Annotated in this window: 16 protein-coding genes; 12 read left to right on the forward strand and 4 right to left on the reverse strand. The window is 70.7% G+C overall.

Annotated elements, in window-relative coordinates; all coding sequences use genetic code 11:
• Positions 1-197: 197 nt before the first annotated feature.
• On the reverse strand, positions 198-2135 hold the full coding sequence (locus tag DEJ01_RS11440; protein WP_111030325.1) for a long-chain fatty acid--CoA ligase: 1938 nt from the start codon (positions 2133-2135) through the stop codon (positions 198-200).
• Between the two features lie 121 nt (positions 2136-2256).
• Here DEJ01_RS11440 and DEJ01_RS11445 point away from each other — a divergent pair, with 121 nt between their 5' ends.
• From DEJ01_RS11445 to DEJ01_RS11455, 3 genes are all read left to right on the forward strand, one after another.
• Complete coding sequence (locus tag DEJ01_RS11445; protein ID WP_017886608.1) at positions 2257-3210, forward strand: ROK family glucokinase; 954 nt, start codon at positions 2257-2259, stop codon at positions 3208-3210.
• A gap of 101 nt (positions 3211-3311) precedes the next feature.
• Positions 3312-4037: a 1-acyl-sn-glycerol-3-phosphate acyltransferase gene (locus DEJ01_RS11450; RefSeq protein ID WP_071405408.1), complete on the forward strand. Its 726-nt coding sequence runs from the start codon at positions 3312-3314 to the stop codon at positions 4035-4037.
• Between the two features lie 104 nt (positions 4038-4141).
• Positions 4142-5527 (forward strand): class II 3-deoxy-7-phosphoheptulonate synthase, encoded by a 1386-nt coding sequence (locus tag DEJ01_RS11455; protein ID WP_110864693.1) that lies wholly within the window; start codon positions 4142-4144, stop codon positions 5525-5527.
• Between the two features lie 155 nt (positions 5528-5682).
• Here DEJ01_RS11455 and pknB read toward each other — a convergent pair whose 3' ends face one another.
• Together pknB and DEJ01_RS11465 are read right to left on the reverse strand one after the other, a co-directional pair.
• A complete protein-coding gene (gene pknB, locus DEJ01_RS11460) occupies positions 5683-7758 on the reverse strand; it encodes a Stk1 family PASTA domain-containing Ser/Thr kinase (protein ID WP_111093068.1) in 2076 nt (691 codons plus the stop codon).
• 82 nt (positions 7759-7840) lie between these two features.
• Positions 7841-9127 carry a LysM peptidoglycan-binding domain-containing protein gene (locus DEJ01_RS11465; protein ID WP_258375698.1) on the reverse strand — a complete coding sequence of 429 codons (1287 nt, stop codon included), beginning with the start codon at positions 9125-9127 and terminating at the stop codon, positions 7841-7843.
• Between the two features lie 172 nt (positions 9128-9299).
• On the opposite strand from DEJ01_RS11465, the gene DEJ01_RS11470 reads away from it, so the two are divergent.
• Complete coding sequence (locus DEJ01_RS11470) at positions 9300-9656, forward strand: Rv2175c family DNA-binding protein (RefSeq protein WP_171907813.1); 357 nt, start codon at positions 9300-9302, stop codon at positions 9654-9656.
• Positions 9657-9726: 70 nt separating this feature from the next.
• Here DEJ01_RS11470 and DEJ01_RS11475 read toward each other — a convergent pair whose 3' ends face one another.
• Positions 9727-10845: a polyprenyl synthetase family protein gene (locus DEJ01_RS11475; protein ID WP_071405410.1), complete on the reverse strand. Its 1119-nt coding sequence runs from the start codon at positions 10843-10845 to the stop codon at positions 9727-9729.
• A gap of 96 nt (positions 10846-10941) precedes the next feature.
• Here DEJ01_RS11475 and DEJ01_RS11480 point away from each other — a divergent pair, with 96 nt between their 5' ends.
• The 8 genes from DEJ01_RS11480 (at position 10942) to mraY (ending at position 20343) form a co-directional block, all read left to right on the forward strand.
• Entirely contained in the window at positions 10942-11337 is a 396-nt protein-coding gene (locus DEJ01_RS11480) for a DUF3040 domain-containing protein (RefSeq protein ID WP_110864614.1), read from the forward strand.
• Positions 11338-12039: 702 nt separating this feature from the next.
• Positions 12040-12471: a division/cell wall cluster transcriptional repressor MraZ gene (gene mraZ, locus DEJ01_RS11485; RefSeq protein ID WP_017886616.1), complete on the forward strand. Its 432-nt coding sequence runs from the start codon at positions 12040-12042 to the stop codon at positions 12469-12471.
• A 106-nt stretch (positions 12472-12577) separates the two neighbouring features.
• Positions 12578-13543, forward strand: coding sequence for a 16S rRNA (cytosine(1402)-N(4))-methyltransferase RsmH (gene rsmH / locus DEJ01_RS11490; RefSeq protein ID WP_071405412.1), 966 nt, complete (start codon positions 12578-12580; stop codon positions 13541-13543).
• 1 nt (position 13544) lies between these two features.
• Positions 13545-14258, forward strand: coding sequence for a hypothetical protein (locus DEJ01_RS11495; RefSeq protein ID WP_111093037.1), 714 nt, complete (start codon positions 13545-13547; stop codon positions 14256-14258).
• Between the two features lie 49 nt (positions 14259-14307).
• Complete coding sequence (locus tag DEJ01_RS11500; protein ID WP_111093038.1) at positions 14308-16077, forward strand: penicillin-binding protein 2; 1770 nt, start codon at positions 14308-14310, stop codon at positions 16075-16077.
• Between the two features lie 14 nt (positions 16078-16091).
• Positions 16092-17738, forward strand: a complete 1647-nt coding sequence (locus DEJ01_RS11505; RefSeq protein ID WP_111047164.1) for a Mur ligase family protein — start codon at positions 16092-16094, stop codon at positions 17736-17738.
• Positions 17735-19243, forward strand: a complete 1509-nt coding sequence (gene murF / locus DEJ01_RS11510; RefSeq protein ID WP_111093039.1) for a UDP-N-acetylmuramoyl-tripeptide--D-alanyl-D-alanine ligase — start codon at positions 17735-17737, stop codon at positions 19241-19243. The genes DEJ01_RS11505 and murF overlap by 4 nt, the downstream gene beginning before the upstream one ends.
• Positions 19240-20343, forward strand: coding sequence for a phospho-N-acetylmuramoyl-pentapeptide-transferase (mraY, locus tag DEJ01_RS11515; RefSeq protein WP_071405416.1), 1104 nt, complete (start codon positions 19240-19242; stop codon positions 20341-20343). Before murF ends, mraY begins: the two co-directional genes overlap by 4 nt.
• The last annotated feature ends 3 nt before the right edge of the window (positions 20344-20346 follow it).

Below are 20346 nucleotides of genomic sequence, written 5' to 3' on the forward strand. Positions count from 1 at the left end.
TACGCCCGAAAGCTGCCAGCCCCGCACGCGCGGCGACCGCCTGGAGGCCCGGTGCCAGTCCGGCGGACCGGCACCGGGCCTCCAGGCGGTTGCGTCTCCGACCTGCGCGTACCTACCGGAATCGGGCGTACCTGGTCGGAAGAACCGACCCGGTACGCCCGGAACGACCCGGTACGCCCGGAACGACCCGGCCGGCGCTACGCGCGGTTGCGGCGCCGACCCTCGATCACCGGGGTCGCCGTCGTCTGCACCTTCGACCCGGAGTAGATGTGGTCGATGTCCGCGGCGAAGTCCTTGAGGATCACCGACCGCTTGATCGTCAGCTTCGGCGTGAGGTGCCCGGAGGCCTCGGTCAGGTCCGTGTCGAGGATCGTGAACGACCGGACCGACTCGGCGCGGGAGACCCGGCCGTTGGCGGCGTCGATGGCCTCCTGGACGGCGGAGAGCACGCGCTCGTCGTAGGCGGCCTCGTGCCCGCTCAGCGCCGGGGTGATGCCGCGGGACTCGCACCAGCCGGGGAGCATCTCGCGGTCGAGCGTCACGAGGGCTGCGACGAACGGCTTGCCCTCGCCGACGACCACGACCTGGCCGATGAGCGGGTGCTCGCGGATGCCGTCCTCGAGCGGTGCCGGCGCGACGTTCTTGCCGCTCGCGGTGACGATGAGCTCCTTGGCGCGGCCGGTGACCGTGAGCACCCCGTCGGCGTCGATCCGGCCGAGGTCGCCGGTGCGGAACCAGCCGTCGGCGAAGGCGTGCTCGGTCGCCTCGTCGTTCCGCCAGTAGCGGTCGAAGACGTCGACGCCGCGGATCAGGATCTCGCCGTCGTCGGCGATCCGGACCTCGATGCCGGGCAGCGCCCGCCCGACCGTCCCGATGCGGAGTTCCCGGGCACGGTTGACGGTGGCGGGGGCGGTGGTCTCGGTCAGGCCGTAGCCCTCGAGGATGAGCACCCCGATCGAGCGGAAGAAGTGCGAGAGCCGCGGGGAGAGGGGTGCCGAACCGCTGACGGCGTACTCGACCCGGCCGCCGAGGGCGTCGCGGAGCTTGGCGTACACGAGCCGGTCGAACAGCTTGAACTTCAGCCCGAGCAGGAACGGCACCCTGCCGGTTGCGAGGGCCTCGGAGTGGGCGACCGCGGTGTCGGCCGCCGCGCGGAAGATCCTGCCCTTGCCGCCGAGGTCGGCCTTCTGCTCGGCTGAGTTGTAGATCTTCTCGAACACCCGGGGGACCGCGAGCAGGAACGTCGGCTTGAAGGTCGACACCGCCCGCATCAGGTCCTTGGTGTCCGGCTCGTGGCCGACGAGGACGCCGGCGGACACCGACATCGCGGCGATGAACCGGGCGAAGACGTGGGCGAGCGGGATGAACAGCAGGGTCGAGGCGCCGTCGGCGACGACCTCGGGCATGGCTTCGCTCGCGCCCTCCACCGTGGCGGTGAAGTTGTCGTGCCGCAGGACGCAGCCCTTCGGCCGGCCGGTGCTGCCCGAGGTGTAGATGATCGTGGCGTCGTCGTGCCCGTGCACGTTCGCGGTCCGGGCGTCGAGTTCGTCGTCGGTGACGTCCTCGCCGAGCCGGGTCAGGTCATCGAGGCCGCCGCCGTCGATCGTCCAGTGCTGGCCCAGGGACGGCAGGTCGGGTGCGATGGAGGCGACGCGGCGCGCGTGTTCCTCTTGCTCCACGATGATCGCGACCGACTCGGAGTCGGACAGGATCCAGCGCACCTGGTCGGGGGAGCTCGTCTCGTACACGGGCACGGACACCAGGCCGGCTGTCCACACGGCGAAGTCGACCAGGGTCCACTCCAGACGGGTGCGGGACAGGATCGCGACGTGCGCGCCCGGTTCGAGCCCGGCGGCGACGAAGCCCTTCGCGATGCCGCGCACCCGGGCGAGCGTCTCCGCAGCGGTGAAGGTGGTCCAGGTGTCGCCGTGGCGCTGGGCGAGGATCGGACGGTCGGGCGTCAGGCGGACGCGGTCGCCGAGGAGCCGCGCTGCCGAGCCGTGGTCCGGGGCGACGGGACCGGCGCTGGGCGGTGTGGCGTGCCTCCCGGCCGACGGCGTGGTCCCGGTGGCGGCGCTGCCAGCGGTGGACGTGTCGGTGGAGGCGCTGCTGCGTGCAGGACGCTGATCGTTCACGGTGACTCCCTTGTCTGCCGGTTCGACTCGAGTGCGCCTCAACACCGAGGCGACACCGCCAGCATAGGACGCGTCACCGGGCGTTCCGTGACTTCGCGGCGAACCGGTAGGCTCGTTGCTCGTGCACGCCATCGGAATCGACATCGGGGGCACCAAGATCGCGGGTGCGGTCGTGACGGAACTGGGCGAGATCGTCGCCGAGGACCGCGTGGCCACCAACGCTGCGGACCCGAACGCCATGCTCGACGACGTCGTCTCGATGGTCGAGCGACTCAGCTCGCTCCACCAGGTCGGCGCCGTGGGGGTCGCTGCCCCCGGGTTCATCGACGCCTCGCAGTCGATCGTCTACTACACGCCGAACATCCGGTGGCGGAACGAACCGCTCCGGCAGAAGCTGCAGCAGCGCCTCGGCGACCTCCACATCACGGTGGACAACGACGCGAACGCCGCCGGCTGGGCCGAGTTCCGGTTCGGCGCCGGTCGACTCGTGTCCGACATGACCATGCTGACCATCGGCACGGGTGTCGGTGGGGCGATCGTGACCGAGGACCGCCTGTTCCGCGGGGGCTTCGGCACCGGCGGCGAGATCGGCCACCTGCGCATCGTCCCGAACGGGCTGCCCTGCGGCTGCGGCGCCCGCGGCTGCATCGAGCAGTACGGCTCCGGCCGGGCCCTGCAGCGCATGGCGAACGACGTCGCCGACGCCGGTGGCATCGGTTCGGCCCTGGCCGACGCCCGCGCCGACAACGGCGGCCAGCTCGACGGCAAGATCGTCGGCGACCTGATCCTGGCCGACGACCCGGGTGCCCTCGCGGCCCTCCGTCGGCTCGGTCGGCACCTCGGCGAGGCGTGCGCGTCGCTGTCCGCGGTGCTCGACCCGCAGCTCTTCGTGTTCGGCGGCGGCGTGGCCAGCGCGGGGGACCGGCTGCTCGACCCGATCAAGCAGGCGTACCTCAACAACCTGCCGGCCCGCGGGTACCACCCTGAGCCGGACTTCGTGATCGCCGAACTCGTCAACGACGCCGGCGTCGTCGGTGCCGCCGACCTCGCCCGCATCCACGCCCGCACGGCGTAGGGTCGGCGCGCACACACGCACACACGCAAACACGCACACACGAACGACCGCCCACCCCGGGCGGTGCACCACCCGGACCTTCTCACCACCTGGAGTCGTCGATGACCTACTGGCTGCTGAAGAACTTCGTGCTCGGCCCGCTCATCCTCACCCTGTTCCGGCCGTGGGTCGTCGGGCGTGAACACGTCCCGACCTCGGGCCCGGTCATCTTCGCGTCGAACCACATCTCGTTCATCGACTCGGTGATCCTGCCCGCGGTGCTCGACCGTCGGCTCTCGTTCCTGGCGAAGAGCGACTACTTCACCGGCCGTGGACTGAAGGGCTGGGCGACGAAGACGTTCTTCAACGCCATCGGCCAGCTGCCGATCGACCGCTCCGGCGGCAAGGCGTCCGAGGCATCGCTCCGCACCGGCCTGCAGGTCCTGGCGCGCGGTGAGCAGCTCGGCATCTACCCCGAGGGCACCCGCAGCCCCGACGGCAAGCTCTACCGCGGCCGCACCGGCATCGCCCGGATGATCCTCGAAGGGCGCGTGCTCGTCGTCCCCGTGGCCATGGTCGGCACGCGCGAGGTGCAGCAGATCGGGCAGCGCTTCCCGAAGATCAAGCGCGTCGGGGTCGTGTTCGGCAAGCCGCTCGACTTCTCGCGGTTCCAGGGGTTCGAGACCGACCGCTTCATCCTGCGCAGCGTCACGGACGAGGTCATGCACGAGCTCGCCGGCCTGAGCCGTCAGGAGTACGTGGACGTCTACGCGACCAGCGTGAAGGAGCGGGCGAGCTCCGCGCGCGAGGCCGTCATGCGGGAACGGAAGTCGACGCCTGCACGTTAGGCTCTGATGGTCCCGGCACCCCGCCAGGACGCCCATCGACGACGCGCGGCCCGGTGCCGGTCAGCGTCGTCGGGCCGCCCGCACAGAACACCGAGGTAACGCCCTTGCCCGAGTCGACCGACTTCGTCGCCCTGCAGGATCCGGACGTCATCGAGGGGCTCGACTATTGGCGGACGCTCCCGATCAAGCAGCAGCCGACCTGGCCGGACGCCGCCGCGGCCGAGGCCGCCTCGGCCGAGATCGCCACGCTCCCGCCGCTCGTGTTCGCGGGCGAGGTCGACAAGCTGCGTGAGCGGCTCGCCGCCGCCGCCCAGGGCAAGGCCTTCCTGCTGCAGGGCGGTGACTGCGCCGAGACCTTCGCCGGTGCCACCGCCGACTCCATCCGCGACCGGGTCAAGACGATCCTGCAGATGGCCGTCGTGCTGACCTACGGCGCCTCGATGCCCGTCATCAAGATGGGGCGCATGGCCGGGCAGTTCGCCAAGCCCCGCTCGAGCGACTTCGAGACCCGTGGCGACGTCACGCTGCCGGCATACCGCGGCGACATCGTGAACGGCTACGACTTCACGCCGGAGAGCCGGACGGCCGACCCGCGCCGCCTGGTGCAGGGGTACCACACCGCCGCTTCGACGCTGAACCTCGTCCGTGCCTTCACGCAGGGGGGCTTCGCCGACCTGCGCCAGGTGCACTCGTGGAACAAGGGCTTCGCCTCGAACCCCGCGAACGCCCGCTACGAGCACCTCGCCAAGGAGATCGACCGCGCCATCCGCTTCATGGACGCCTGCGGTGCCGACTTCGAGGCGCTCAAGCACGTCGAGTTCTACGCCTCGCACGAGGGGCTGCTGATGGACTACGAGCGCCCGATGACCCGCATCGACTCGCGCTCGGGTCTGGCGTACGACACGTCCGGGCACTTCATCTGGATCGGTGAGCGCACGCGCGACATCGACGGTGCCCACGTGGACTTCCTGTCGCGGGTACGCAACCCGATCGGTGTGAAGCTCGGCCCGACGACGAGCGTCGACGACATGAAGGCGCTCGTCGACAAGCTCGACCCCAACCGTGAGCCGGGTCGCCTGACCTTCATCACGCGGATGGGCGCCGGCAAGATCCGCGACGAGCTGCCCAAGCTGCTCGAGGCGATCAAGGGCATGGACGCCAACCCGCTGTGGGTCACCGACCCGATGCACGGCAACGGCCTGACCACGCCGACGGGCTACAAGACCCGCCGGTTCGACGACGTCGTGGACGAGGTCCTCGGCTTCTTCGAGGCGCACCGCCAGGTCGGGACGTACCCGGGGGGCATGCACGTCGAGCTCACCGGTGACGACGTCACCGAGTGCCTCGGCGGCTCGGAGCACATCGACGAGGCCACCCTCGCCACCCGCTACGAGTCGCTGTGCGACCCGCGCCTCAACCACATGCAGTCCCTCGAGCTCGCCTTCCTGGTGGCCGAGGAACTCGGCGCGCACCAGCCCGACCGCTCGTAACGCAGGAACCGTTTCGCCGAAGCGACAGAACCCCGCGGCATGTTCGCGGGGTTCTGTCGCTTTCGCGTGTCGGACGGGAGGCCCGTGACGGCGCCGCCACGGGCCTCCCGTCCGTCCTGGGGTCGCGTCCAGGGCCGAGGGTGCGGTGTCCGCACCTACTGGTCGTAGGACAGGGTGATCGTGTCGCCGCGGTAGACGGTGGCGCCGGCCCCCGGGTCGGTGCCGGTGACGGGCAGCTTGGACTTCCAGTCGTAGAAGCCGCAGAGGATGTTCGTGCAGTCGGGCACGGACACCTTGAGGCCGAGGTCCTCGAGGGTCTTCGTCGCCTCGTTGATCGTGGGCCGCTCCGCTCCGAGGTCCGGCACGGTGATCGGCGTCGGCCCCTTCGACACGACGACGTCCACCGCCGACCCGCGCACGGCGGGGGAGTCCTGCACGGCGGCGGAGACGATCTGGCCGGCGGGCACGGTGTCGCTGTACTCCTCGGTGCGGGCGCCGAGGATCAGTCCGACGTCGTCGAGGGCGGCGGAGGCCTCGTCGACCGTCTTGCCGACGACGTCGGGGACCGGCCCGAGCGAGACGGTCAGGGTGACCGGCCCGGTCTCGCCGTAGGCCTGCACGGTCGTGAGGTCGAGGGCCTTGCCGCCGGACGCCCGACCGGTCGCCGCGACGACGGTGTCCTTCGGGGCGTCGGCGGAGAACTCGTACCGGTCGTCCTGCAGCTCGAAGTCGTCGTCGAGCGCGGCCGTCACGGTGGAGAGCGGCTGGCCGACGATCGCCGGCAGCGGGATCATCCGGGGGCCGTTCGACACGACGATCTGCACCGCCGTGCCCTTCTGCACCTCGCGCTCCGCGGCCGGTTTCGTCGTGGAGACCTGCCCCTTCGCGACGACGGCGTCGAACCGTGTCCCGGTCTTCGACGCCGCCTGCAGGCCCTGTGCTTCGAGCAGCTGCCGGGCCTGCGAGACCGACTTGCCCGTGACTTCCGGGATCCGCACGTTGCCACCCGGCCCCGGGCCGAAGTACCAGCCGAAGCCGGCTCCGATCAGCGCGAGCACGACGACCACGGACAGCAGGATCCAGCCGCGCTTCCGGCGCTTCGCCGACTGGTCGGCGAGCCGCTGTCCGGCGGGGGAGAGCACGCCCGGCTGGGCCCCGGTGCGACGGGGGCCCGGGGCGTTGCCACGCGCACGGGCGGGCGCTCGACCGCGGTCGCCGGTGTCCCGGTCGCCGGACCGGTCGATGATGGCGGTCTCGTCCGCACCTGTGGCTCCTGCAGCCCCGACCGAGGCGGCGGCCGCTGCGGCGCCGAGCGTGCCGGCACCACCGGAGGGCAGGATCGCGGTCCCGTTCTCGGGGCGGAGCACGGCCGTGCGGTACTGGCCGGTCGCACGCTGCTGGTTGCCCGACATGTGGTCGAGCATCTCGCGGGCGTCGCGGGGGCGGTCCTCGGGGTCGCGTGCGGTCGACCAGGCGACCAGTTCGTCGAGCTCCGGCGGCACCCCGGACACGGCGGCACTCGGTGCCGGCACGGAGTCGTTGGCGTGCTGGTAGGCGATCTGCATCGGCTGTTCGCCCTTGTAGGGCTGCTCGCCGGTGAGCATCTCGTAGAGCATGATGCCGAGCGCGTAGATGTCGCTGCGCGAGTCGGCGGCGCCGCGGGTCACGAGCTCGGGGGACAGGTAGGCGATCGTGCCGAGCAGGGCCGCGCCGGTCGCCGTGTTCGCGGTCGTGGCGCGGGCCAGGCCGAAGTCGCCGAGCTTGATGCGGCCGTCGTCGGCGAGCAGGACGTTCTCGGGCTTCAGGTCGCGGTGCACGATCCCGGCGCGGTGGGCCGAGGCGAGCCCGGCCAGCACGGCGCGCAGGATGTCCGTCGCCTGCTCGGGCGTCAGGGCGTGGTGCTCCTGCAGCAGGTCCCGCAGCGTGATGCCGGGGATGTACTCCATGACGATGTAGGCGATCTCGCCCTCGGCGCCCTGGTCGTAGACGCCCACCAGGTTCGGGTGCGACAGCCGTGCGGCCGAACGGGCCTCCTGGATGAAGCGCTCACGGAAGGCCTGGTCGTCGGCCAGGTGCCCGTGCATGATCTTGATCGCGACGCGTCGCTCGAGGCGCACGTCGGTCGCGAGGTAGACGGTCGCCATGCCCCCGCGCGCGATGCGGGAGCGGACGCGGTACCGCTGATCGATCATGCGACCGATCATCGGGTCCGTGGCGGCGTTGGTGGTCATCGGCGGCATTCTACGAATCGAGACCGCACTCGGACGCACCGGCGCACCGGCCGTGACCCAATCTCGATCTTCCGGATGAGGCTCAGAGGGTCGCCAGCCAGCCCTCGGCGGCGCTCGCCCAGGTGGCGTAGGCCTTCGGGTAGGCGGAGAGCTGCACGGCCTGGGCCGCGTCGGTGATGCTCATCGAGGACCAGCCGGGCACGTCGAGCAGCCCGCGGGTCTTGCCGGCGTTCGGGTTGTTCCGCCCGCCGAAGAACAGCGCGGTGGCGTGCGCCGGGTCCTGCAGCTTCGCCGCGCTGCCCCAACCCTGGCTCGGCCGCTGCTGGAACAGGCCGACCGAGTCGCGGTCGCCGTGCGGCAGGTTCCGGAGGCTCGACTCCTGCATCGCGGCGGCGAGGGCCACGACGATGCCGCGGTCCGGGACGCCGAGCGATCGACCGACGGCGACGATGGTCGCGGCGTTCTGGCGCTGCTCGGCGCTCAGGCCGACGGCACCGCTCACCGCGGCACTCGCGGCGACCGCGGGGGCGGCGGTGGCGTTCGACGACGGGATGACGAGTGTCTTGCCGGCGTAGATCGTGCTCGTGTACGACAGGCCGTTCGCCGACAGGAGCGACTTGACCGAGACGTGGTGCGCGGCGGCGATCGAGGCCACGGTGTCGCCGGCGCTGATCTTCACGCTCGACTTGGTCGACGGGGCCGAGGCGGTGGAGACCGACGGCGTCGACGACGTGCCGTGCGGCACCCGCAGCGTCTGGCCGGGGTAGATGACGCTGCGCTGCGACAGCTTGTTCGCGCTGAGGAGCGCCGTGGTCGACACGCCGACGCGGGATGCGATGCCGGAGGCGGTGTCGCCGTGCTTCACGTGGTAGCTCGAGGTGTCCGAGCCGGAGCCGCCGGTCGACCCGGAGGTCCGGACCGCGGCGGTGGTGACGGCGGGGGTCGACGCCAGGTGGAGCGTCTGTCCGGGGTGGATGATCGTGTTCCAGCCGAGGCCGTTGCGCACGAGGATCTCCTGCGCCGACAGGCCGAAGCGGGCGGCGATGCCCGAGACCGTGTCGCCGTGGTGGACGGTGTAGTTCGTGGGCACAGCGGTGGTGGGGGCCTTCGTGGTCGCGGCGACGGTCCGCACGACGGTCTGCGACGGCCGGGCAACGGCGGTGCCGAACACCGGGCGGTCGGTCACGGCGCGGTCCTGGTCGACGTGGCGCTTGTGGTTCGCGTCGGCGTCGTCGTGCCGCGGCTCGGCGTGCGCGACCGGGCCGGTGAGGCCTGCGGTCACGGCGATGGTGCCCGCGAGGACGATGGGCATGGTGGCGAACCGGGCGGATCGTGCGCGCCGGGCGACTTCGTCTGCAGCGTGGTCCACGGGTTTCTCCTGATCTCGACTGAGCCGTGCGCACGCATGCGCGCACTCACAGGTGCCACAACGCTGGCATGGCCTGATTCCCAAGTCAACCAGAGAGTCAGATGGGGTGGATGTGACGAATGTGACGAACGAGGCGGATTCACTCCGGCGGTCACTCTGGCACCATGGGCGTGTGAGTGCCGCACCCGTCGACGACCTGTCCCTCTCCGAACGCTGGCTGACCGTCCCCGAGCTGGTGGACATGTTCAGCACCAGCCCCGGACGGATCCACCGACTCTTCGAGCAGAAGACCCTGCTCGCAGCCCGCGTCGGCGGTGTGCTGCGCGTGCCCGTCGAGTTCCTCGAGGACGGCGAGCCCATGCCCGAACTCCGCGGCACGCTGATCGTGCTCGGTGACAACGGCTTCACCGACGACGAGGCCGTGCGCTGGATGCTCACCGTCGACGACGCGATGGGCACCACGCCGATCGCGGCGCTGCGCGCCGGTCGCAAGGCCGAGGTGCGTCGCATCGCCCAGTCACTGCTCTAGACGCGTACCGGACAGACGGGAGGCCCGTGGCGGTGTCGCCACGGGCCTCCCGTCTGTACTGGGGTCGCGTCTAGGACGACCGGCGGCTGACCGTGTCGGCCAGCGACGCGAGCTGCTCGCGTGCCGACGGCGTCAGCGGCGAGGCGTCCAGCGCCGCCTTGGCGCGCTGGACGTGCCGCTCGATCGACCGCTCCACGGCGGCGACGGCACCCGACTCGGTGAGGGTCGCGCGGAGCATCTGCACCTGTTCCTCGTCGAGGTCGGGGTCGCCGAGGAGTTCGTCCAGGAGCTGCCGCGGACCGCTCGCCAGCGTCTTGCGCGCCGAGGCGATGAGGACGGTGCGCTTGCCCTCGCGCAGGTCGTCGCCGGCCGGCTTGCCGGTGACCTCGGGGTCGCCGAAGACGCCGAGCATGTCGTCGCGGAGCTGGTACGCCACGCCGAGGGGGAGTCCGAAGGCGCGGAGGCCCTCGAGCTGGGAGTCGCTCGCGCCGGCGACCAGGGCGCCGATGACCAGCGGGGCCTCGATCGAGTACTTCGCCGACTTGAAGACGATGACGCGCTGAGCGCGGAGCAGGTGCTCGGACTCGTCGATGACGGGCCAGGCGGTCTCCTCGTGCACGTCGAGGTACTGCCCCGCCGTGACGTCGAGGCGCATCGCGTGGAACTCCTGGCGGACGATGCGGGCCCGCACCGGGTCGAGGAGCGCGAGGCCCTCGTCGAAGACCGAGTCGCTCAGCGAGAGCAGCAGGTCACCGAGCAGCAGCGCGGAGTTCGTGCCGTACTGCCCGCGGTCGCCGACGAAGCCGGACTCCTCGTGCAGGGACTCGAAGCGGCGGTGCGCGGCCGGACGCCCACGACGGGTGTCCGAGCGGTCCATGATGTCGTCGTGCACCAGGGCTGCGGCGTGGAAGACCTCGAGCGCTGCGGCGACCGTGACGACGGCCTCGGCGGTGGTCTGCCGGGACCCTTCGGCCAGCGGGTCGAACGAGCCCGAACGGCCCGCCACCGACTGCCATCCCCAGTAGCAGAACAGCGCCCGGAAGCGCTTGCCGCCGGACAACAGGTCTCGGGCGTACCGGTCGAACGGCGCGAGGTCGGGGCTGATCGCGAGGAGCCGTTCACGCTGCTCGTCGAGTGCCCGGTCGATACGCGCCGATACGAGGTCCACTAATCGCGTACTCTCAGCCACGATCCCTACCCTAGTGGAGTGGTCGAGGCATAGAATCGGTCCACTCAACCCGCGTTTTTCAACCCCGCGTCGATCCCAGGAACAGAGGGAACCAAGATGCCGCTCTCGGAACAGGAGCAGCGCCTTCTCGAAGAGATGGAGCGCAGCCTCTACCAGAACGATTCCGATTTCGTGGCTCGTGTCACACGTCGACAGGGTCGTCCGACGTACACAGCCATCACGCTCGGTGTCCTCGGCGCACTCGCCGGGGTCGCCATCGTCATCGTCGGCCTCGTGATCAAGGCGCCGCTGCTGGGCATCCTCGGCTTCGTCGTGATGCTCGCCGGTGTCCTGTTCGCACTGCGCCCGGGCATGCGTGCCCCGAAGGCGAAGCCCGCTCGGCCGGGCAAGCCCGCGTCCGGTGGGTCGGCGCGTCCGTCCGCCGGCGGTGGCGGGTCCTTCATGGACCGGATGAACGAGCGCTGGGACAAGCGCAACGACCAGAGTCAGTAGCTGACGGGGGGTCACCAGGACTCCCTCCACACTCCTCCACGGGGTCGGCCTTCGGGTCGGCCCCGTTTCGTGTTCCCGGGGGCTGGTTTTTGCGGGGTCCGGCCGGGGTCCGTGCCGGCGCGAGTGGTCACGACATGCCGCGTGGCGGATGCCGAGGTCGCACGAACTGTCGGCTGGGGGCTGCGCGAGCGACAGTTCGTGACCGCACGGCGTCGCGGCGGCGGCACGTCGTGACCATGCGCTGACCGGCGGCCGGGCGTAGTGGAGCCGACCATGCCGCCCGCGTGCGCTCCGCGGCGGGGATGGGACGGGCCTCCAGGCCGGAGAGGCCGAGGTGGACCGCCGCGGGTGCGTGCGCGAGTGGTCACGACATGCCGTGCGGTGGACGCCAAGGGTGCAGGAACTGTCGGCTGGGGCCCGCGCGAGCGACGGTTCGTGACCATTCGCCGTTGTGAGCCCGCGGCGCGCCCCGAGGCGCTCCACCGGCTGCAAAAGTCCTCCACTTTCCTCCACGCCTGCTCCGGCACTCGCGAACCGCATGGATCCGGGCATCCACGGTCATCCCCGCGTGGTGCATTCCAGCTTCGATGCCCCCAGTAGGGGTGTCGCGGGCGGAAAAGGGAGCGGATTCCTGGTCGTGGGGAGGGGAGTGGAGTAAAGTGGGGCTCGCAACGGTCCGGTGGAGCGGAGGGGAGGCCCGACGTGCTGCTCGGTACTCATGCCCCGAAGCTCGACGAGAAGGGTCGCGTGATCCTCCCCGCCAAGTTCCGGGACGAACTGTCCGGCGGGCTCGTGATGACCCGCGGCCAGGAACGCTGCGTCGTGGTCTTCAGTGCCCGGACGTTCGAGGAACTCCACGAGCGCATCCGGACCGCCCCGATGACGTCGAAGCGCACCAGGGACTACATGCGTCTGTTCCTCTCGGGGGCCAGCGCCGAACAGCCCGACAAGCAGAACCGCGTGACGATCCCGCAGAACCTCCGCGAGTACGCGGGGCTCGAGCGGGACCTCACGGTCATCGGCAGCGGTGACCGTGCCGAGATCTGGTCCACCCCCGCGTGGGAGGCCTACTACGCCGAAGCCGAAGAGGCATTCGCCGACAACGACGAGGAGGTGATCCCGGGGATCTTCTGATCCGCGGATCGGGACTCCCAGCCGTGAAGCCCTGACGCCACTTCCCCGGTGTCAGGTCGCATGGATGGGGATCCGGACCCACGGCCCAGGAGACGAGGGGCTGCACATGGCCGACAACGACAACGAGACGCCACGCTTCCCGCACACGCCGGTGATGCTCCAGCGCATCGTCGACCTCTTCACGCCGACGCTCGAAGGACCGGGCAAGGTCGTCGTCGACGCCACGCTCGGCATGGGCGGCCACTCCGAGGGCCTGCTCGAGCGGTTCCCGGAGCTGACGCTCATCGGACTCGACCGCGACACCGACGCACTCGGCATCGCGGGGGAGCGCCTGGCCCGCTTCGGCGACCGCGTCCGCCTCGTGCACACGGTGTACGACGGCATCGTCGACGCGATCGAGGGCGAGGGCTTCACGAAGGTCGACGGTGTGCTGTTCGACCTCGGCGTGAGCTCGCTGCAGCTCGACCGGGCCGAGCGCGGGTTCGCGTACAGCCAGGACGCACCGCTCGACATGCGCATGGACCGGACCGAGGGGCAGACCGCCGCCGACGTCCTGGCCACCTACGACGAGGGCGAACTCCGCCGCATCTTCCAGCGCTACGGCGAGGAGAAGCTCGCCGGCCGTTACGCCCGAGCGATCGTCGAGCGGCGGGCGACGAAGCCGTTCGAGATGTCCGGCGACCTGGTCCAGGTGCTGCACGACGCGACCCCCGTCGCCATCCAGCGCCAGGGGCACCCGGCCAAGCGTGTCTTCCAGGCGCTCCGCATCGAGGTCAACGCCGAACTGAGCGTGCTCGAGCGGGCGATCCCGGCGGCGCTCGACGCCATCGCGGTCGGCGGCCGGATCGTCGTCGAGTCGTACCAGTCCCTCGAGGACCGCATCGTCAAGCGGGCCCTGGTGGAGCGCACGAAGTCGAGCGCCCCCGCCGGCCTGCCGGTGGAGCTGCCCGAGCACGCCCCGACCTTCTCCCTGATCGTCAAGGGCGCCGAGCTGGCCGACGAGGCCGAACGCGCCGCCAACCCCCGAGCAACCCCCGTGCGCCTGCGCGCGGCCGAGCGGATCCGGAACTGACATGAGCACGAACCTCGCACTCGTCGACCCTGCGGTCGTCCCGTCGCGGGCCCCGCGCCCCGACCGTCAGCACCGCCCCGAGCTGGTCGAGGTCACCCCGACCGCGGCCCAGCGCCGGGCTCGCCCCCGCATCGGGTACGCCGTGGTGGCCGTCGCCGCGCTCGGGATCCTGCTGCTGGCCCAGCTCGGCATCAGCATGGTGCTCAGCCAGGGCGCCTACACGCTCAACTCGCTGTCGGCCGAGCAGACGAACCTGTCCCGCACGCAGCAGTCGCTGTCCGAGCAGCTCCGGGTCCTCGACTCGCCGCAGAACCTGGCCCGCAACGCCCAGTCGCTCGGCATGATCGCCAACTCGACGCCCGTGTACCTCGACCCGAAGACCGGTCGGGTGTACGGCACGCCGACGCCGGCGAAGCCCGACGAGGCCACGGCGTCCACCGAGAACCAAGTGCCGAACTCGCTGCTGAACGACGTCCCGCTGGCCACGAAGCCGGGGGACACCTCCACCAGCAAGGAGACGGGCACGACGAGCACGACGGACACGTCGAGCACGAAGGACACGGCAGGCGCCACGGGCACCACGGGTACCGCCGGATCCACCGACAGCACCGCCACGTCTGAGAAGACGAGCGGCGCCAGCGCGTCGGACCAGGGGACGGCGAAGTCGTCCGTAGAGTCCGACGCGAACCCGCTCCAGGCGCCCTCCACCCGGTGACCGGCGGGTCCGCCGCACCCTCAGCACCGCCCGGGAAGGACCGCACCGCGTGACGAAGACGATCCGCAACCGACGCCTGCGCTACAGCATCGTGATGCTCGCCGTGATCGCCCTCGTCGGGGTGTTCGTGGTGCGGCTCGTCGACATCCAGGTCGTCCAGGCGTCCGAGCTGAACAAGGCGTCGGCCCAGAAGCGCAGCATCCCCGTGACGATCTACGGCACCCGCGGGTCGATCGTGGACCGCAACGGCACCGAACTCGCCGACAGCGTCACCCGGTACAACATCACGACCTCGCCGCGCCTGGTCAAGCAGTTCAAGGGCAAGCTCGGTGGCACCCGCATCAAGGACGTCAGCGTCGGCACCGCCCTCAGCGCGCTGGCGAAGGCCTCCGGCGGCGACGTCGCGACCATGCGGAAGAACATCGCCGCGAACCCGAAGTCCGACTTCGCGTACCTGGTCAAGGGCCTCGACGTGCAGCACTACGAGGCCGTGCGGGCACTCGGCATCCCCTGGCTGTACCCGGAGCCGCAGGCGGCGCGGGTGTACCCGACGGGTGCGACCACGGGCAACCTCACCGGCTTCATGGGCACCGACGGCGCCCAGGCCGGCCTGGAGTACTCCTACAACCAGTGCCTGGCGGGCACCAACGGGTCCGAGACCTACGAGCGCGGCGAGGACGGCGTGCAGCTCCCGGGCAGCACCGTCACCACGAAGAAGGCCAAGGACGGCGGCACGCTCGAGACCACGATCGACAGCGACCTGCAGTACATGGCGCAGCAGACCATCGCGTCCGCCGCCAAGACCCTGCAGGCGGAGTCCGCGACGGCGACGGTCACGAGCGTCAAGACGGGTGAGCTGCTCGCGGTCGCCGACTACCCGACGGTGGACCCGAACGACGTCGACGCCACGACCGACAAGGGCGCCTTCGGTTCCCGTGCCCTGACGGCGTCGTACGAGCCGGGCTCCACGATCAAGGCCGCGATCGCCGCCGCGCTGCTCGACCAGGGCAAGTCGAACCCCACCGACCAGGCCGTCGTGCCGTACTCGCGCACGTTCCCCTGGGGTGGCACGATCCACGACTCGGAGTTCCACCCCACCGAGAACCTCACGCTCACCGGCATCCTGCAGAACTCGTCGAACGTCGGCATCACCGAGCTCGGCGCACGGCTGACCGCCCAGCAGCGCTTCGACTACATGAAGAAGTTCGGGCTGTTCGAGCCGGAGACGGCCATCGACTACCCGGGCCAGCCCTCGATGGACTACGGCACGAGCCCGAACTGGGACCAGCAGACGAACATCAACTCGATGTTCGGTCAGGGCATCTCGACGACGGCCGTGCAGGTCGCGAGCGTGTTCCAGACGATCGCGAACGACGGTGTCCGGATCCCGCTGCACTTCGTCAAGGGCTGCACCACGGCCGACGGCAAGACGATCGACGCGCCCGACGTGCAGAAGCAGCGGGTCGTCTCCGCAGCCGCCGCCACGCAGGTCACCGACATGCTGCAGAGCGTCGTCACGGGTGGCACGCTGGTGGGCATGAAGCCGATCTCCGGCTACAACATCGCCGCGAAGACGGGGACCGCCGAGGTGGCCGAGGGGTCGCAGGGCTACGGCGGTCAGCGCATCACGTCGGTGGCCGGAATGGCACCCGCCGAAGACCCCCAGTATGTTGTCACGGTGACGTTCACGAAGCCGCAGACCAACAAGTGGTCCAGCGGAGCGGCTCCGGCGTTCCGCACACTCATGTCCCAGGTGCTCGAGAAGTACCGAGTAGCCCCCTCCGCGTCCGAGGCGAAGCTCTACCCGTCCACGTGGTGAGGAAGAAGGAACACTTGTCCGCACGGATCCCCCCGGTCCTCCGACCCGAACACCCGACCCCGAGGGCCGTCTCCGAACTCGCCAACGCGTTCGGTCTGCGAGTCGTCGGCTCGGTCGACAGCATCGAGACCACCGGTGTCACCCTGAGCGCCACCGAGGTGCAGCCGGGTGACCTGTTCGTCGGCGTGCACGGTGCGAACCGGCACGGCGCACAGTTCGCGACGGAGGCCGCCGAGCGCGGCGCCGTCGCCGTCCTGACCGACCAGGACGGCGTCGCACTGGTCGAGCCGTCCGGGCTGCCGGTGCTCGTCGTCGACGACCCCCGCGCCGCCCTCGGCGACGTCGCGGCGTGGGTCTACCGCACGCACCCCGACGAGGCCACCGACCTGCCGCAGCTGTTCGCCGTCACCGGCACGAACGGCAAGACGAGCACGTCCTACATCCTCGAGGGCATCCTCAAGCAGCTCGGCCTGGTCACCGGCCTGAGCTCGACCGCCGAGCGCCACATCGGTTCGCTCAGCGTGACGAGCCGCCTGACCACGCCCGAGGCCAGCGAGATGCACGCGCTCCTCGCCCGCATGCGCGAGAGCGAGGTCCGCGCGGTCGCCGTCGAGGTCAGCGCCCAGGCCCTCAGCCGGCACCGCGTCGACGGCATCGTCTTCGACGTCGCGGCCTTCACGAACCTGTCGCACGACCACCTCGACGACTACGCCGACATGGAGGAGTACTACCAGGCGAAGCTCCCGCTGTTCCAGCCCGAGCACGCCCGTCGCGGCGTCGTCTCGCTGGACACCGACTGGGGCCACCGCGTGGTGCAGGACTCCCGCATCCCGGTCACCACGATCACCGTGCACCCCGACGTCGAGGCCGAGTGGCACGTCGACATCGTCGAGGCGCACGCCGCCTACACCGAGTTCCGTCTGACCGGCCCCGAGGGCCGCGAACTGACCACCCGTGTGCCGCTGATCGGATGGCACATGGCGGCGAACGCGGCACTCGCGATCGTCATGCTCGTCGAGGGCGGGTTCGAGCTGGGTGCCATCGCGCACGCGCTGGAGAGCAACCACCGCCGCTACCCCGACGAGGACGACGCGAGCGAGCGTGACGGCGACACACACCGGGTCTCCGCCATCGAGTGCTACCTGCCCGGCCGCACCGAGCGCGTCTCCGGCGAGCACGGCCCGAGCGTCTACGTCGACTTCGGCCACAGCGCCGACGCGTTCGAGAACACCCTCGCCGCGGTCCGGCAGTTCACCTCCGGCAAGGTCCTCATGCTGTTCGGCGCCGACGGCGACCGCGACACCACGAAGCGCGGCGACATGGCCCGCGTGGCCGCGGCCGGCAGCGACATCCTCGTCGTCACCGACCACCACCCCCGCTTCGAGGACGCCGCGTCGATCCGGAAGACCCTGGTGGACGCCGCACGTGCGGCGTACCCCGACCACGAGATCCACGAGGTCAGCCCGCCCGAGGCCGCCATCCGCACGGCCGTGAGCCTGGTCGGCGAGGGGGACTCGATCCTCTGGGCCGGCCCGGGTCACCAGGACTACCGCGACATCCAGGGCGTCCGCACGCCGTACTCCGCCCGCGACGAGGCCCGCGTGGCCCTGCGCGAGGCCGGCTGGGAGCCGAACTCCGGTCCGGCGGAGGACGTCCGATGATCGCCATGACCCTCGCCGAGATCGCCACCGCGGTCGGCGGCGAGCTGATCGGTGGCGTGCAGGCGACCGACGTCGCCGAGCCCGGCGACCTGGTCGTCGAGGGCTCGGTCGAGACCGACTCGCGCCTGGTCCGCCCCGGCAGCGTCTTCTTCGCCCTGCCCGGTGAGGTCACCGACGGTCGACGCTTCGTGCCCGCAGCGGTCGACGCCGGTGCCGCCCTGGTGATCACACCCGAGCGCGTGGACACCACCGCGCCGCAGGTCGTCGTCGCCGACGGGTACGAAGCCCTCGCCGCGCTCGCGCACGAGGTCGTCACGCGCGTCCGGATGAGCACCGCGGACCGCGTCGACGCCGACGGTCGCCCGGCACCCCTGCGGGTCGTCGGCATCACCGGCTCGAACGGCAAGACGAGCACGAAGAACATGCTCCGCACGATCCTCGAGCAGCACGGCGCGACCGTCGCGCCCGAGGGCTCGTTCAACAACCACGTCGGCGCACCGATCTCGATGCTCCGCGTCACGTACGACACCCGGTACCTCGTGGTCGAGATGGGCGCGAGCGGCGTCGGCCACATCGCCAAGCTCGTCTCGATCGCTGAGCCCGACCTCGGCGTCGTCCTCAAGGTGGGCCTCGCGCACGCCGGCGAGTTCGGCGGCATCGAGGCGACGCAGCGCGCGAAGTCCGAGATGGTCACCGACCTGCCCGAGACCGCCACGGCCCTGCTCAACGTCGACGACGACCGCGTCGCGTCGATGCGCGACCTGACGGCCGCGCGCGTGGTCGGCTTCGGCACGTCGGCCGAGGCCGACTACCGCATCACCGGCATCGAGACGGACCGCAGCGGCACCCGCTTCACCCTCACCGCGCCTCCCGTCCGCCCCGAAGGCGACCGTCCGACGGACGCGGCCCTGTCTGGAGGCCCGGATCACGTCGACGTGCGCCTCGCGATCCTGGGTGAGCACCACGCCATGAACGCGTCCGCCGCGCTCACCGTCGCCCACCTGTGGGGCGTCCCGCTCGCCGACGGCGCCGCGGCGCTCGCGTCGATGACGCGCGCCGAGCGCTGGCGCATGGAGCTGCTCCAGGGCGGCCCCGAGGGCGTCACCGTCATCAACGACGCGTACAACGCGTCGCCCGACTCCACCGCGGCGGCGCTGCGGACCCTGGCGCAGATCGTGCGCCCGGGGGAGCGGACCGTCGCCGTGCTCGGTGAGATGGCCGAGCTCGGTGAGTACTCCGTCGAGGAGCACGACCGCATCGGTCGGCTCGTCGTCCGCCTCGGCATCGGACAGCTCGTGGTCGTCGGCCGCGGCGCGATGCCCATCCACCAGGCCGCCACCCTCGAGGGATCGTGGGACGGCGAGTCCGTGTACATCGAGGACGTCGACGACGCCGTCCGTGCCATGCAGGAGATGCTCCGCCCCGGCGACGTCGTCCTCGTCAAGTCCTCGAAGTCTGCCGAACTGCGATTCCTCGGCGACCGCCTCGGAGGTGTCACCGAATGATCGCGCTCCTCATCGCCGGCGCCACGTCGCTGGTGTTCACGTTGCTGCTCACCCCGTCCTTCATCAAGCTCTTCCACCGTCTCGGGTGGGGGCAGTTCATCCGTGACGACGGTCCGCAGTCCCACCACACCAAGCGCGGGACCGCCACCATGGGCGGCATCGTCCTGATCATCGGTGCGGTGATCGGGTACTTCGTCGGCCACCTGATCGGAGGCGACTCGATCACGCTGTCCGGCCTGCTCGTGCTGTTCCTGATGGTCGGGCTCGGGTTCGTCGGCTTCATCGACGACTTCCTCAAGGTGCGCCGTCAGCGGAGCCTCGGGCTCGGCGGCTGGGCCAAGATCCTCGGCCAGGTCATCGTCGGCGTCATCTTCGCGACGATCGCCCTGGTCGTGCCGACGTCGAACGGCAAGCCGCCGGCGTCCACGATGATCTCGGCGATCCGCGACGTGCCGTGGCTCGACTTCATGGCGCTCGGCACCGTCATCGGCACCGTGCTGTTCCTCGCCTGGATCGTCCTGCTGACGGTGTCCACGTCGAACGGCGTGAACGTGGCCGACGGGCTCGACGGCCTGGCCACCGGGTCGAGCATCCTGGCGATCGGCTCGTACGTCATCATCGGCTTCTGGCAGTCGAACCAGATCTGCGGCGGGGCACGGCTCGACTCGAACACCGCCCACGCCTGCTACACCGTCTCGAACCCGCTCGACCTCGCCGTGGTCGCGGCCGCGGTCTGCGGCGGGCTCATCGGGTTCCTCTGGTACAACACCTCGCCGGCGCAGATCTTCCTCGGTGACACCGGGTCGCTCGGCCTCGGTGGCGCCCTGGCCGGCCTCGCGATCCTCAGCCGCACCGAGCTGCTGCTCATCCTCATCGGTGGCCTGTTCTTCATCGTCACCGGCTCCGTCATCCTGCAGCGGGCCTACTTCAAGATCACCCACGGCAAGCGCATCTTCCTGATGAGTCCGCTGCACCACCACTTCGAACTGAAGGGGTGGGCCGAGGTGACCGTCGTCGTCCGCTTCTGGATCATCGCCGGGCTCTTCGTCGCGGCGGGGGTCGGACTCTTCTACCTCGAATGGATCGCACGCGTTGGTTGACCC

It is taken from the genome of Curtobacterium sp. MCLR17_040, from assembly GCF_003234735.1.
GTDB classification, from domain to species: domain Bacteria; phylum Actinomycetota; class Actinomycetes; order Actinomycetales; family Microbacteriaceae; genus Curtobacterium; species Curtobacterium flaccumfaciens.